The sequence below is a fragment of the Nostoc sp. MS1 genome (assembly GCF_019976755.1).
In the GTDB taxonomy this organism is placed as follows: Bacteria; Cyanobacteriota; Cyanobacteriia; order Cyanobacteriales; family Nostocaceae; genus Trichormus.
The window spans coordinates 2,472,951-2,486,518 of the sequence record NZ_AP023441.1; the positions used below are offsets into that span (position 1 = coordinate 2,472,951).

The 13,568-nt window shown below is 37.8% G+C and carries 9 protein-coding genes; 5 read left to right on the forward strand and 4 right to left on the reverse strand.

All coding sequences use genetic code 11. The features are described 5' to 3' along the window. Positions 1 to 116: 116 nt before the first annotated feature. A complete protein-coding gene (locus NSMS1_RS10760) occupies positions 117 to 1,757 on the reverse strand; it encodes an adenylate/guanylate cyclase domain-containing protein (protein WP_224093077.1) in 1,641 nt (546 codons plus the stop codon). Positions 1,758 to 2,207: 450 nt separating this feature from the next. Here NSMS1_RS10760 and NSMS1_RS10765 point away from each other — a divergent pair, with 450 nt between their 5' ends. Beyond that, the gene (locus tag NSMS1_RS10765; protein ID WP_224093079.1) at positions 2,208 to 3,704 is read left to right on the forward strand and encodes a VanZ family protein; all 1,497 of its coding nucleotides are present in this window, start codon (positions 2,208 to 2,210) and stop codon (positions 3,702 to 3,704) included. A gap of 151 nt (positions 3,705 to 3,855) precedes the next feature. On the opposite strand, the gene NSMS1_RS10770 is transcribed toward NSMS1_RS10765, so the two are convergent. Continuing rightward, positions 3,856 to 6,972 (reverse strand): ABC transporter transmembrane domain-containing protein, encoded by a 3,117-nt coding sequence (locus NSMS1_RS10770; protein ID WP_224093081.1) that lies wholly within the window; start codon positions 6,970 to 6,972, stop codon positions 3,856 to 3,858. A gap of 446 nt (positions 6,973 to 7,418) precedes the next feature. Here NSMS1_RS10770 and NSMS1_RS10775 point away from each other — a divergent pair, with 446 nt between their 5' ends. Both NSMS1_RS10775 and NSMS1_RS10780 read left to right on the forward strand, forming a co-directional pair. Beyond that, the gene (locus NSMS1_RS10775) at positions 7,419 to 7,748 is read left to right on the forward strand and encodes a hypothetical protein (RefSeq protein WP_224093084.1); all 330 of its coding nucleotides are present in this window, start codon (positions 7,419 to 7,421) and stop codon (positions 7,746 to 7,748) included. Between the two features lie 492 nt (positions 7,749 to 8,240). Further along, entirely contained in the window at positions 8,241 to 9,047 is an 807-nt protein-coding gene (locus NSMS1_RS10780; RefSeq protein ID WP_224093086.1) for a hypothetical protein, read from the forward strand. Between the two features lie 71 nt (positions 9,048 to 9,118). Here the strand turns inward: NSMS1_RS10780 and NSMS1_RS10785 are convergent, their stop codons facing one another. After that, entirely contained in the window at positions 9,119 to 9,850 is a 732-nt protein-coding gene (locus tag NSMS1_RS10785; RefSeq protein WP_224093088.1) for a peptidylprolyl isomerase, read from the reverse strand. Between the two features lie 144 nt (positions 9,851 to 9,994). Next, positions 9,995 to 11,560, reverse strand: a complete 1,566-nt coding sequence (locus NSMS1_RS10790; RefSeq protein WP_224093089.1) for an HlyD family efflux transporter periplasmic adaptor subunit — start codon at positions 11,558 to 11,560, stop codon at positions 9,995 to 9,997. Positions 11,561 to 12,129: 569 nt separating this feature from the next. On the opposite strand from NSMS1_RS10790, the gene tadA reads away from it, so the two are divergent. Both tadA and NSMS1_RS10800 read left to right on the forward strand, forming a co-directional pair. Then, the gene (tadA, locus tag NSMS1_RS10795; protein ID WP_224093090.1) at positions 12,130 to 12,615 is read left to right on the forward strand and encodes a tRNA adenosine(34) deaminase TadA; all 486 of its coding nucleotides are present in this window, start codon (positions 12,130 to 12,132) and stop codon (positions 12,613 to 12,615) included. Between the two features lie 113 nt (positions 12,616 to 12,728). Beyond that, on the forward strand, positions 12,729 to 13,496 hold the full coding sequence (locus NSMS1_RS10800; protein WP_224093091.1) for a lysophospholipid acyltransferase family protein: 768 nt from the start codon (positions 12,729 to 12,731) through the stop codon (positions 13,494 to 13,496). Positions 13,497 to 13,568: the final 72 nt, after the last annotated feature.

Genomic DNA, 13,568 nt, shown 5'->3' on the forward strand with positions numbered 1-13,568 from the left:
AGCTAATCTAAGGACGATGGAAATATTCTACATGAGTGCGATCGCTCGATTAAATAAGAGTAGATTAGTTAACCACAGAGGCACAGAGAAATATATTGATTAGAGAAACAACGTAATTAGTAACCAATAAGCGTAGTAACTTGTTGTAATTTTGTCTGATAAACCTTAACTAATCTATCAATACCTTTAAAGCGATAATCTCCCATTTCTTGAAAATCATAAGGCTCTGAAAGTAATTGATATGTAGCTTCGCTAATGACGCACTCACTAGGTGGACAAACTCCTTCCATACGTGCAGCTAAATTAATTGTTCCACCTAATGCTGTGTACTCTATCCTTTGGGAACTACCAACATCACCAACAACGGCTTTACCACTGTTAATAGCGATGCGTAATTGTAGCGGTTCATGCCAGAAGCCGTTGGCGTTGAGATGTTCCATGCGGGTAAGCATAGCTTTAGCCGCAGCCGTGGCGCGGTCGGCGTGGTCGGCTTGGGGTTCGGGAGCGCCAAAAAATGCCATGATACAATCACCGATGTATTTATCTAACGTACCGCCACGGGCAAAGACTTCTTGCAACATCTCCTCAAATAGATTATTCAATAATTCGGCGATCGCAGTTGGTGTTAATTTCTCAGAAATAGCTGTAAACCCAACTAAGTCAGCAAACAAAATACTAATTTCGCTTTCTGCTGGTGGTAAACGTCCATCTGGTGAACCACCAACGGAGATTAGCTGCTGCACAACAGCCGGGGAATGATAACGTTCTAAACGATGACGAATTACTTCTTCAGTTTTCAATTTCTCTGCTAATAACCAGCGTTGGACACTAGAAGCTACCAAGTTGGCTAAAGCCGAAAAAAAGCTGAGTTCTTCTTCACCATCTCTTTCCCAATGATAAGAAGATAAATGAGCATCAGCATAAAGCACGCCTACAACTTTGGTTTCGTCCCATAAAGGTACGGCCATAGCGCTACGAATACCTTTAAGTAATATGCTGTGTTCACTAGAAAAACGCTCGTCTTTGTGAGTATCAGCAGTTTGAATAACAATTTTTTCTTCAAATACCTTTTGACAAATACTACGACTAATCCAACTACCATCAGCCAGTAAATATTTTTGTTGAGTTTTGTCTCTTGTACCTGCATTCACTAACTCTAAATGACCAGAACCACTAACATCAATTAATAGCGCCAAGCGGTCAATACTACTGAGGTAGCGGAATATAACTTGTTGCACCTGGGAAAAAATTTCTTCAATAGATGCGGCTGCACTAAGATTTTTGGCAATATCTACTAAATCTTTTAGTCTGGCAATTGTTTTATTTTTATTGCCGATATCACCATCATCACTATTAGATTCTATCCATTGTTGTTGTAGTTGTTTGGCGCTACGGAAAATCGTTCTCTGTTCACCACTTTCTTCAACGTGTATGTGCTTAGTCGCTGCTGGTTTAGATGGAGTTTGAAACAGCACAACTAAATTCACATTCCCCAACCAAATTACATCACCATGCTGTAACGGCTGGGGATGGGAAACAATATTTTGATTAACCTGTGTCCCATTTTTACTACCCAAGTCTTCAATTACCCATTTACCATCAGCTTGCTTTACCAGTTGGGCGTGCTTGCGAGAAATTCCACCATAGGGTAAGTATAAATTACATTCTGGTAATCGCCCAATTGTGAATACATTCTGATTCACGGTAACAGTTGTTTCCGCATCTCCTTGTTGTAGGCGTAAAGTCAGTTCAGTCATGGGTTTGTTATGTCTATCCTGGGTGTTGGGAACACAAAGTTATGTGGGTAAAGAGTATACAGATAGTCTTTACCTTTTCTTTATGGCATTGTAAATGGCGATCGACAACTATATGTAGTAAATATTACGCATTAATTATATGCAAAATTTTTTGAAGCTCTAGGAAAATCAACTCAGAGAAATTACTGAATTTATCAAGAAATTCCTTGCCTGCATATAAGAAATAACACTATTTTGTATCTGCTTACATGAGGTTTATGGCTCACGAAATTAAAACACCTCTTTTAAGTATACATAACTACATTTACAGTTTATTTATAATATCTATATATAAAAAATACATAAGCCTTAGCAGAATATTTTTTATTCAAATAATATTAGAAGGAACCTTGGGAGTATCTGCCAGATTGAGTATTAATTACTAACTATTATCTGTGACTGTAATTCCTTATGGTTAAAAACCAGAAACCTACGTCAAAATATAATCTCTTATCTTTGATATTCACAACGTTAGTTATATTAATAGCTACGCTTTATCCTTTCAATTTTTCTAAAATTCAATTATTTTCATTAGCAGAAATTATTGCTAATTTTAATCATTCCAGCAATTTTCAGGATCAGGTAAACAATATTATATTATTTATACCTTTGGGTTTTAGTTTTACTAGTTTGTTGTTAAAATCAAGCAAGAAAAGTATAGTCAAGCTTGGTTTAGTTATTCTGTTTAGTTTTGGCTTATCGCTAACAGTAGAAATTTTGCAGATATTCTTACCTTCCAGAAGCCCTACTCCTGCTGATTTATTCAATAATACATTGGGGGGATTATTCGGGTTTGTTTGCTTTTATATCTGGAATCCTCAAAGTTTTAGCAGCACAATTAAAAATCTAAAAATAAGTCAAGCTAATCAATCACGTAAACAGATAGTTTGCTGTTTCATCGCATATCTACTTTTGACATTATTTATTTCTATTTTATGGCAAAATGCAAACAATTTAAGTAATTGGCATACCAATTATTACTTAAGTATAGGCAATGAAGTTAGAGGAAATAGACATTGGCAAGGCTATGTTTCCGAAATTTATATTGCTGATCAAGCTATATCTAAAAATGAAGCATCACACGGGTTATCTAACCCAAGTTACTTGAATCAATTGGGTAAATCTTTAGTAGCTCACTATGAACTAAGTGGTAAATGTTGCTATCAAGACAAAACAGGAAATCAGCCCGAACTCTTATGGCAAGGACAGCCTGTTAGTATACCTCAAAGCCAGGGAGTATTTTTAAATGCAAATAGTTGGTTGAAAACATCTGCTCCTGTGTCTACTCTCAGCCACAGAATTAGTCAGACCTCTGAGTTTACTATTAGTGCTGCGATCGCTACTACCAATTTAGACCAAAAAGGGCCGGCGCGGATTATATCTATTTCTGATAGTTCTTTACGCCGCAATTTAACGCTAGGACAACAAGGTAATAGTCTAGATTTGCGTTTACGGACACCACTCACAGGAGAAAATGGAACAGAAATAAAGTTAAATATACCTAATATATTTACAGATACTTATCTTCATCAGATTATTATTACCTATGCTAGAGGTACTGTCCAAGTCTATGTAGACAAATTAAATAACTTTTACTCTTTTAACTTGCTAGATTTAATTCCTAAAGAGCAACGTATTTTTTACTATGCACTTAGCTTCATCCCTTTAGGCATAGGCTTAAGCATTATAACTTTGCTGGCTCAAAAAAGATTAATATTTTATCGAGTTCTTTTTTATAGTGGAATATTCATCCCTTCTTTAATGCTAGAAAGTATTTTAGTAAGTGAGAGCGGTAAGGATTTTAGTATGAAAAATATTTTACTTGGCATCTCATTTACAGCAGTAACTATGGTGTGTTTAAGAATAAGAGCCGCTCAGTTAAAAACTAGTTCAAAGTTTACCAATTGACAAGATAAATATTGTGTGGCTTTTATATTGACTGCCCTTGTATAGCAATCCTAAATCATTTGTGAATAACAAAATCCCCAACTTCTTAAAGAAGTCGGGGGTCTGAAACTCACTAATTTTTACACATCAAGTAGGATTACCATATCATGATTTATATATCAATTTGCTGCTTTGTCAGATGATAGTAAAGTCCTTGAAGTGACATTAGTTCTTCGTGAGTGCCTTGTTCAGCAATCACACCTTTATCTAGTACGATAATATGGTCGGCATTACGTACGGTTGAGAGACGGTGAGCAATAATAAAAGTAGTACGAGCCTCGGTTTCATTGACGCGACTAATGCGGCGGAGATTTTGTTGAAAACGACGTTCTGATTCGGTGTCTAAGGAGCTGGTTGCTTCATCTAATATGAGAATGCGGGGATTACTTAAAATAGCACGCGCGATCGCAATTCTTTGTCTTTGTCCTCCAGAAAGGCTAGAACCACGCTCACCGACTGTGGTGTTGTAGCCTAGAGGTAAAGTTTGAATAAAAGCATGTGCTTCTGCCAGCTTGCTGACTTCAATGACCTGTTCTAAACTATATTCTGGACGATATAGGGTGATATTTTCGAGAATTGTACCAGAAAATAAGAAGCATTCTTGTGGCACAACCCCCAATTGCCGACGCAAAGATTGGGGCGAAACATGACGGATATCATGCCCATCTACTAAAATTTTGCCACTAGTAGGATAGTATAAACCTTGCAATAGATTTACTAAGGTACTTTTACCAGAACCGCTACGTCCAACAATCGCAATAGTTTGGCCTGGTTGTACTACAAAAGAGAGATTTTGTAAGATATTGCGGTCATCATCTGCACTATAACGAAAATTTACATTTTCAAATTTTACTTCGCCTCGAATTGGCGGTAGAACCAACATCGAATTTTCCGCAATTTCTTCTGGTTGAGTGTTGAAAATATCATCTAAACGCTCTACAGAAACTAAAACTTCTTGAAATTCATCCCAAAGACTGACAAGTGATAAAACAGGGCCAATTACATTACCAATCAGCATATTAAAAGCCACTAATTGACCTATGCTGAGTTGGTCTTGAATTACTAATGTTGCTGAATACCACAGCAAAGCTGTACTACCTAATGTATTAATTAATCCGCTAATTACTTGTAGGATAATTGCCAGTTTTTGACCACGAAATTTGGCATTAACTGTACTTGTAAAGTGGTCTTCCCAGCGCCAGCGCAATTCACGTTCGGCGGCTGCGGCTTTAACTGTAGCAACTCCTGTGAGCATTTCTACTAATGACGAGTTTTGCTTGGCAGATTCATTAAAAATTTCCCGCGATACCTGACGTAAAATTGGACTAGCAATTACTGTTAACAAAATAATTGGTGGCAATAGTGCCAACACTAAAAAAGTTAATTGCAAGTTGTAATATGCCATAAGTCCGACATAGACAACTGCTGTCAGTGCATCCAGCCAAGCTGCTACTGCTTGTCGTGTGAGAAACACCTGAATTTTTTGGTTTTCTTGAACACGGGTAATAATATCGCCTACATGGCGGGTAGCAAAAAACTGAAGCGGTAAATTGAGAGTATGAGTAATAAAGCCAGTAATCAAACTCAAGTCCACTCGGTTCGAGAAATAGTCGAGCATATATTGGCGAATGCTTCCCAAACCAATGCGCCAAATACTAAATACCAACGAACCGATGATGAAGATATGTAGAGTGCTGAGACTTTTATGCACTACTACTTGGTCGAGAATGATTTGAGTTAATAGGGGAGTTATCAAACCAAAAATTTGCAGGAGCAAAGAAGCAATGATAATAGGTAGTAGCAATGAACGGTAAGGTAAAAACGCTCCCCAAAATCGTCTTAAAGATGGTTTGGCAGATTGTACAGATTGGAATTGTGACGTAGGCGTTAGTAGCAGTGCATATCCAGTCCAACCTGCTTGAAAATCTTTGAGTTTGAGCTTTTTACGCCCAATAGCCGGGTCAGCAACAATAACGCAATTTTTTCGCACCCCATAAACAACTACATAATGATCGCCTTGCCAGTGGGCAATCCAAGGATGTTTTTGATTGGCTATACGGTTTAAACTAGCTCGTACTGGCCTAGCTTGAAAACCTATACTTTCTGCGGCGGTTGCTAAACTTTTGAGGGAAGCTCCGCTACGACCAACATTGGCGATATTTCGCAGCACATTAATACTAAACTTTTTCCCCCAGTAACGAGAGATCATCGCCAAGCAAGCTGGCCCGCAATCAGACGTACTCTGCTGCTGAATGAATGGATAACGCTGTCCAAACAAGGGACGGCGTTGTGGACTGGGTAGGGGAAAGGTGATGACATTAGACTGGGCTTTTGCAGATGGCGTTTGCAGATTGGTTTTGGGTGTACTTGCTACGGGATGTTTGCGGCGTTGAGCTTTATCTGTAATCATCTGCTCGGAAGATACGCCCAATAGTTGCGGAACAATAGCTTGAGCTTTCTGCCAATGTGCGATCGCTAGTTTATAAATAACTAAATCTGTTTTGGCAATCCAATCAGCTGGTACTTGTTCAGGATATCCCCAACTGTTACCGACATTGGGGAAAGGTGCTGATGAATTTTCTAAACTATGAATTTCTCCACTACGCAACCAGAAACGTCCCGCATCACCGGGAGTTGACTCAGACAAGACTGAACCAGCACTAACTTTTACTTCTACTAGATCAAGTACAAATTCTTTGAGGGTATGGCTGGAAAGTTTGGGACGTGATTGCTTATCTGTTACCTTCTGCACATCAACAGCCGTTTTGAAGAATAGCAGAGTTTGTCGAATCGCAGTCATACGGCTTAAGTAGTCTAGCAGTTGCGGCAACTCATCACACCACTGTTTGAGTTTGGCGGTAGGGATAAAAGCCACCTTACCTGCACTAGCTGCGATCGCACGATAAGCTATAGGTTCATCGGTGAATAGTTCATCTGCACCATAAGTTTCTCCAAATTCTAATAATGAAGCTGCTACTTCTTTTTGTAAGGTTGCATTCCAGCTAATCAGTCGCACCTTACCGTGACAAATAATGTAACAACCTTTTTGTGCTTCATGAAAAAGCTCATCACCAAGGTTAAAGTCTCGGATTTCAAAGGCTGGAGACAAGTTCCGTACTAACTCGCTATTAACTGGCAACCAACTCAAAAGAATATCGGATAATGTTTGGCGATCGTTGTCAGACTGTACTAAAAAGTTATTTTTTTCAGTTCCTAATGTTTGTTTCATAATGTTTTACACCAGAATAATTATGTATTTGTGATTACAACCAACATCAAATGCTTTTAAATTGGCAATCATTTAGATTTACAAATTAGTTTATAAGTTTATTTATTCTACAAAAATATAAAAATTGTCCTGATTTTAAGTTTGATTTGTATCTATTGTTTATTGATTAAAAATATAAATACTCTCAAGCAAAGCATCATAGCAAATTGGCTTATAAGCGTATCGCCAATTTGGCAAAAACTTTCATTTATCCTCTTAAAAAAACATCTTATTTACTGAAATCATTATTTTTTCGTGCCTCCAAATTTGTTCCAGCCAAAATGGCAGTAATTTGGTCTAAACATATTGACTCTAATAAAAAATGCTTTATCTTGATAAATGTAACCAAACAAAAAACGGTTACAGCAAAGTTCCCAATGATCGGCTACTATTCATAGGAGAAAACAATGATTATTTCTGATTTAGAAATTTTAGAAGTTGTTGAAGTTGCTAATGTTCAAGGTGGTTTAGTACCTCCCTATACCTACTACCAAAATGATTTTATTAGTATCGATTTTGATACTACCAATACCTTCACTACTGTTATTAACCCTCCTGATGATCCTACCAACAACTCTGCTGCTGCTGGTGCTAAGGCTCAAACTCGCAATTTCACTTTCTTTCCTACCCGCTCTTACACCAAGGCTGACACCGTAACTGTATCTGATTACTTGGGAGGCTCCTTCGCTAGTAGTACTTCTGCTGCTGTAATTAGTAGAGCTTCTTTGATACCGTAGCTGTAGCTGATTACTTGGGAGGCTCCTTCGCTAGTAGTACTTCTGCTCGTGTAATTAACAGAGCTTTTTAGTTAATTCAAAATAGGTTTTGAAAGCTTCAGCCTTATAGATTGCAATCTATAAATTCCAAAAAAATGCTTATACAGGTATGAGATTTTCTTGTTAAATTATAGTTAAAGCAATCTATACCTATGTTTGAATTGGTTAATAGCCTACTAGAATGTTAAGGGAAAATGCAAGTTGAAAATAGTTTTATAGTAAGTGTTAAAGCGCTATAGACTTTTGTAGCCCAAGGGTAACACTTACTAAAAACTAACTCACAGCATCAGAATTGATGACAGCAGATTAGTAATAAGAAACCACTGCACACTCAATATTTACGAGTTTTCAGTGGTTTCTTATTTCCCAACTACGCTGCTAATAGATTTGGCGCATTTTTTCTAACTGAATATTAGATTTTGTGATCGCTCTACCAGCTTCATTGAGGATTGTATGCAGAGATATTTAGGATTTACACACCACTTCTTATTACTGACTACATCTTGGCTAGCTAGTTCAGTTTTATTAACTTCACCTAGCCAAGCTGCTACTATTGCTTTGTCTCAAGGAAGTTTACTTTTTACTAACTTTAGTCAAAGCCCTTCAAGTACTTTTACTAACGCAGATACTAACGTTACATCGATTTTTAATGGTGGTGATGTAGCTACTAAAGCTGATGCGATCGCTTATCTTGGGGTTACGCCACCAGTAGGATATAGTATCACTTCTACTCAAGTCTTTGGTGAAAACAAAGATTCCATAGGTTTAGGACGTAGTAAAGCTACAATACAAGGTATTTTTGAGGCAGATAAAAATTTTTCTTTTAATTTCTCAGGTGAGCTAAACTTAGCAACCTTAACAAATAATCCACGCCAGGAAGGTGCAAGTGTAAATGGTAATCTTGGTTTTGCTTTAATTAATCTTGCTAATAACAAGATATTGGACTATTTCCAAGTTAACGGTAATTTAACAACAGGAGATAATGATAGTCTTACATATCAAAACAGTAGTAATGTCGAATTTAGCGCATTCAGTAACTATGATTTAAGTGAATCACAAGAATTTTACACATCAAATTTTGAAGGCTCTTTAAACCACTACTTTAATAATAAAACTACTGTAGCTTTAGTAGCATTCAATTCAACTGAAGCTAGAGTTTCCACCCCTACGCCTTCTATGTTGTCAGGAGTGATTTTAAGTTGGAGTGTAATTATGTTGGGAATAAAGAGAAAGCATATAAAAAATAATGAACCTTGCTGATTGAACAAAAAATATTATAATTTGAATATTTTTCCCATAAAGAGAGATGGCGATCGCCATCTCTTTTCCTATTAAGCATATAGCATATAATTTAACTCCGCTAGTAACCATTCCTGAAACATTTTATGTAAAATTTCTTGATATATCTCAGGTGTTAATGTAGCAGAAATAAAATCTTCCACCATGAAAATACAACTGCTATGATTAACTCTCATCGGGACTAGTAATTCTTTTGGTTGAGCATTAAATATAATTGCGGCTACATCTGGCTCGAAACTCCAACGGTACAATTTACCTTCATAACCACAACGATTTCTGCGTGTTTCATCAACATCATAAAGATGAGCCGCTTCATAAAAACTAAGTTCACCTTCTTCTATTTGGTAGTAAATCTCTTGGGCAGAGTTTTGCTCAGGCAGAATTATTTGATAAAGGACAACTTGATCGTAATTAAGTTTATTTTCCCAAAAATATCTTTCTACCTCTTTGCCGAATAAATGTTCTGCTAATCTCTTACTTAAAAGATGATTACGGATTCCTGCTTCCCATTCGTCAGAGGAAATTAAATTATCAGCTAACCATCCTAAAGTGTCACTAGCTTTAAATAAACGTTTTTCATAACGTAGTTTCTCAGCTTCTATTTGAATTTCTTCTGGTGTTATTTGGATATTTCTGTCTGCGGCAGCTTGATTAATAATCTTTTGCTGTAATATCTGACTGCATAATCCTTTGAGTTGCAGATTATTTTTGAGGTATGTAATTACTTCTGGGAATGCAATCAATTTACTTTTAAATTCAATCATATAGATAGAATGATAGGAATATAAGCTTAATACCTAAAATAGTTTGGTAACAGGTAATAGGTAATTGTTTTCTCCCATTACCTATTACCGACCAAAGCAAGCATGTCGTTATCAATTAGCGGGATTTTATCTAAGTACTACATTTTACAAGGTGTTACCATCTGCTTGCAATTCTCTTAATGGTTCGAGCAAAATATCTGCAATGCGGCGGCGACGGATGATAATTTCAGCAGTAGCAGTTTGACCAGCTTGAAATTTAATTGTTTGATTCTTAGCTTTAACATAGTTGCGCTCCATAGCAATTTCTACTCGATATACTGCGCCAGTTTTTTCACTAACTGTGCTATTTGGTGAAATCGAGATTACTTTGCCAGGGATAATACTATAGTCTTGATATGGGTAAGCATCAAATTTAATTTTGACTTGGTTTCCGACTTTGACAAAGCCAGCTTCTTTAGTTGGTAAAGCGGCTTCTAAAATTAGTGGTACATTCTCAGGTGCTAATTCAGCTATTGTTTGTCCTGGTTGAACTACTTCCCCACTGTTGCGAACATTGAGTGATAAAACTGTACCAGCCACAGGAGCGATAAGAGCAAGTTGTTTTAACCTAGTTTTTGCTTCTAAAATCAGTTGTCCAGTTTGTTGGACTTGAGCTTGTAACTGAGTCTTTTGTACTTGTAGTTTTTGAATAGTTTGTTGGGCTTGTAACTGTATTGTTGTACCTTCTGCTTGCTTTTGGGTTAACTCAGCTTGTAATCGCTTTGACTCTGACAAAACTTGTTGCAGCGTCATTTGTTCTCGTTGGGATTGTGTCAGAGTTTGCTGGATATCGCCAGTTTGTTGAATGATTGTACGCTGGCGATCGCTCAAATTCTGTTGAGCCTGAAACAGTTGTTCTTGGGACAGTACCCCTTGTTCTACCAGAGATTTTAATCTTTGTATTCGTTCTTCTTGGGCTTTAGCATCTTTATACAATTGAGTCAGCAGCGCTTGGCTGACTTCTGCTCTTTGTTCATCCTGGGCGATCGCTACTTTTTGGCTTTGAATTTTCGAGATAGTTTGAGCGATCGTTGCCTTTTGTCCTTGAATTTCTGCCTGATGAATCGCCATCTGCATTTTAGCTTCTAAGCGAGTTTTATCAATCAAAGCTTGTGTTTGAATAACTTGAGTTTGATAAGCAGTTAATTCTTGTTTCAACCGTTCTAATTCATTCAAGGCAATTTCTTGATCTAGTTGGGCTAATACTTCTCCAGATTTAACTTTCTGCCCTTCTTGAATATAAACATGAGCAACCTTACCAGAAATTGCCGGATGGACTTTATACACCTCTCCTAAAGGAACTAATCTGCCTCTAGCTTGACCAACTTCGTCCATATGCCCTACATTTGCCCAAGTAACAATAGCTATACAAAATGCCATGCCACCTGCCATCAGTTGATAGGGTAGAGATGAAGGCGGTTGATCAATTAATGTCTGTACAGATGTTGACCATCTATCACTTTGAACATTAGCTGTCGGTAGGATTAATGATGTGTCGGTATTAACTAATTTCTGTTCTGAGAAAGTAGTAGAATCTTGGGCAACAGCTTTTATAGATGTAGTCGTACCACCAGATAATAAAGCTGCTTCATCACTAGCATCTGTAAATCCTTCAGAACTTACAAGTGGAGAATCTATAAACTTTTCCAGAGATTTGTATGATGATTTCATAGAAAATTTTGGTTTGCCAAGATTAATTAATCAGGATTTACTTGTTATTACTTTTTTCTTACAACAGTTAGCGAGTATGTGAGATACAAAAGACTCTACCCGCGCGATCGCGCACCCTAACCTTGGTAAAGCCACGGTGTACACACAAGATTTATCAAATTGTCTAACAGCGTTTCAATCCCCCTTAAAAAGCGGGACTTTGATTCCAGTTCCCCCCTTTTTCAAGGGGGGTTAGGGGGGATCAGATAATTTATGTGTACACGGTAGCCTTGGTAAGAGTAGGGATATACTTCATTTACCTGCACTACGCTGTAAATGCCTAAAGCAATTATTTTGATGCTAATCCTAAAATTTTTGTCGCTAATAATATGCTAATAAATATAATACTCTTGACTTTTATCGCTTCTAGCCAAAATGGCATTTCTTTAAGGGAAGATAGCAATTGTTAGGAACAAGCTACAAAATAATACTTATATTTTTCCAGAAATAAAATTAAATTCCTCTAGTTTGAAAAAATACCCTAGAGATTATATGTACAGTTTTCTTAACTTAGGTTTTGAATTAATACTATGTTCACTGAATATCCTGAATACCTTATGTATCGCCAATGGATGAGCCGTGCTTTGGAGTTAGCAAAAATTGCCGGAGATGCAGGCGAAATTCCCGTTGGGGCAGTCATTACCGATGCAAGTGGTAACTTGATAGCCCAAGGAGAAAATCGTAAAGAACGTGACCAAGACCCGACAGCACACGCAGAAATTGTGGCGTTGAGAGCTGCTGCTCAAACCTTAAACACTTGGCGACTGCATGAATGTACCATGTACGTCACTCTAGAACCTTGCCCAATGTGTGCTGGTGCAATTATTCATGGGCGGTTGAGCAAACTTGTTTATGGAGTGGACGATACTAAAACTGGCGCAATTCGGACTGTTTTAAATATACCTGATAGTGCAGCTTCTAATCACCACTTACGAGTTATTGGAGGCATTCTAGAATCAGCCTGTCGCCAACATTTGCAAGACTGGTTTGCAATTCGGCGGATAAAAAACAAGTAACGGACAGACTTGAAACTGTCCAACTACCATCACACAAATTACGGAAGAAAAACTACGGTGGTACTACGTCAACATGACACCCCGATTTTACCAAGTAATTCGCAGCTACCAAAATGATGGAATTTTTATCTGAGTCTTCTCATACCTGTCAAGTAAAACCACAAAATGAAATCTTTCAGTCTCAGGTAGCTGTAGCTGGGTCGCGGGTTTCGCCTTGGCTGGCTCCTGTTCTGTATTTTGTTGGTAATTATTTTCTTTTGCCATCCTTCTTCGGACATATCTCCGTTACCGGACAAGAACAACTTCCCAAAACTGGCCCTGTGATTCTAGCTCCAACTCATCGTGCAAGGTGGGATTCCTTACTTATACCCTACGTTGCTGGACGTTACGTCACAGGAAGAGACTTAAACTTTATGGTTTCTAATAATGAATGCCAGGGTTTACAAGGTTGGTTTGTCCGTCGCATGGGTGGCTTTCCTGTAGATACTCTGCACCCAGCCGTATCTAGCCTCCGCCATGCAGTTGAGTTACTCAAACAAAAACAAATGTTAGTTATTTATCCCGAAGGCAATATTTTTCGGGACGGCAAACTGCATCCCCTGAAGCCGGGAATAGCCCGTTTAGCCTTGAGTGCAGAACTCAGCCATCCAGGTTTGGGCGTGAAAATAGTGCCAATTAGCATCAATTACAGCCATCCTTATCCTTGCTGGGGTACAGATGTTAGTATTCACATCGGCTCGGCAATTAGTATTCAAGATTACACCAATGGTAAAATCAAGCAAAATGCCAAACGCCTTACAGAAGATTTAAGCAAGGATTTACAACGCTTAAGTAATTCCTTGGTGGTGAGTCATCGTGCTTTTGCGGAGTCTATTAATTAACTGTTGACCGTACTAATTTTAGATTTTAAATTTTGGATTTTGGATGATTTTTGGTTCAAGCCCTGCCCCTAG

Excerpts from the sequence above, each read along its gene's own strand:
- NSMS1_RS10800 (WP_224093091.1), top strand. The coding sequence starts at position 12,729 with ATGATGGAATTTTTATCTGAGTCTTCTCATACCTGTCAAGTAAAACCA.
- NSMS1_RS10760 (WP_224093077.1), bottom strand. The coding sequence starts at position 1,757 with ATGACTGAACTGACTTTACGCCTACAACAAGGAGATGCGGAAACAACT.
- NSMS1_RS10775 (WP_224093084.1), top strand. The coding sequence starts at position 7,419 with ATGATTATTTCTGATTTAGAAATTTTAGAAGTTGTTGAAGTTGCTAAT.
- NSMS1_RS10790 (WP_224093089.1), bottom strand. The coding sequence starts at position 11,560 with ATGAAATCATCATACAAATCTCTGGAAAAGTTTATAGATTCTCCACTT.
- NSMS1_RS10785 (WP_224093088.1), bottom strand. The coding sequence starts at position 9,850 with ATGATTGAATTTAAAAGTAAATTGATTGCATTCCCAGAAGTAATTACA.
- NSMS1_RS10780 (WP_224093086.1), top strand. The coding sequence starts at position 8,241 with ATGCAGAGATATTTAGGATTTACACACCACTTCTTATTACTGACTACA.
- tadA (WP_224093090.1), top strand. The coding sequence starts at position 12,130 with ATGTTCACTGAATATCCTGAATACCTTATGTATCGCCAATGGATGAGC.
- NSMS1_RS10770 (WP_224093081.1), bottom strand. The coding sequence starts at position 6,972 with ATGAAACAAACATTAGGAACTGAAAAAAATAACTTTTTAGTACAGTCT.
- NSMS1_RS10765 (WP_224093079.1), top strand. The coding sequence starts at position 2,208 with ATGGTTAAAAACCAGAAACCTACGTCAAAATATAATCTCTTATCTTTG.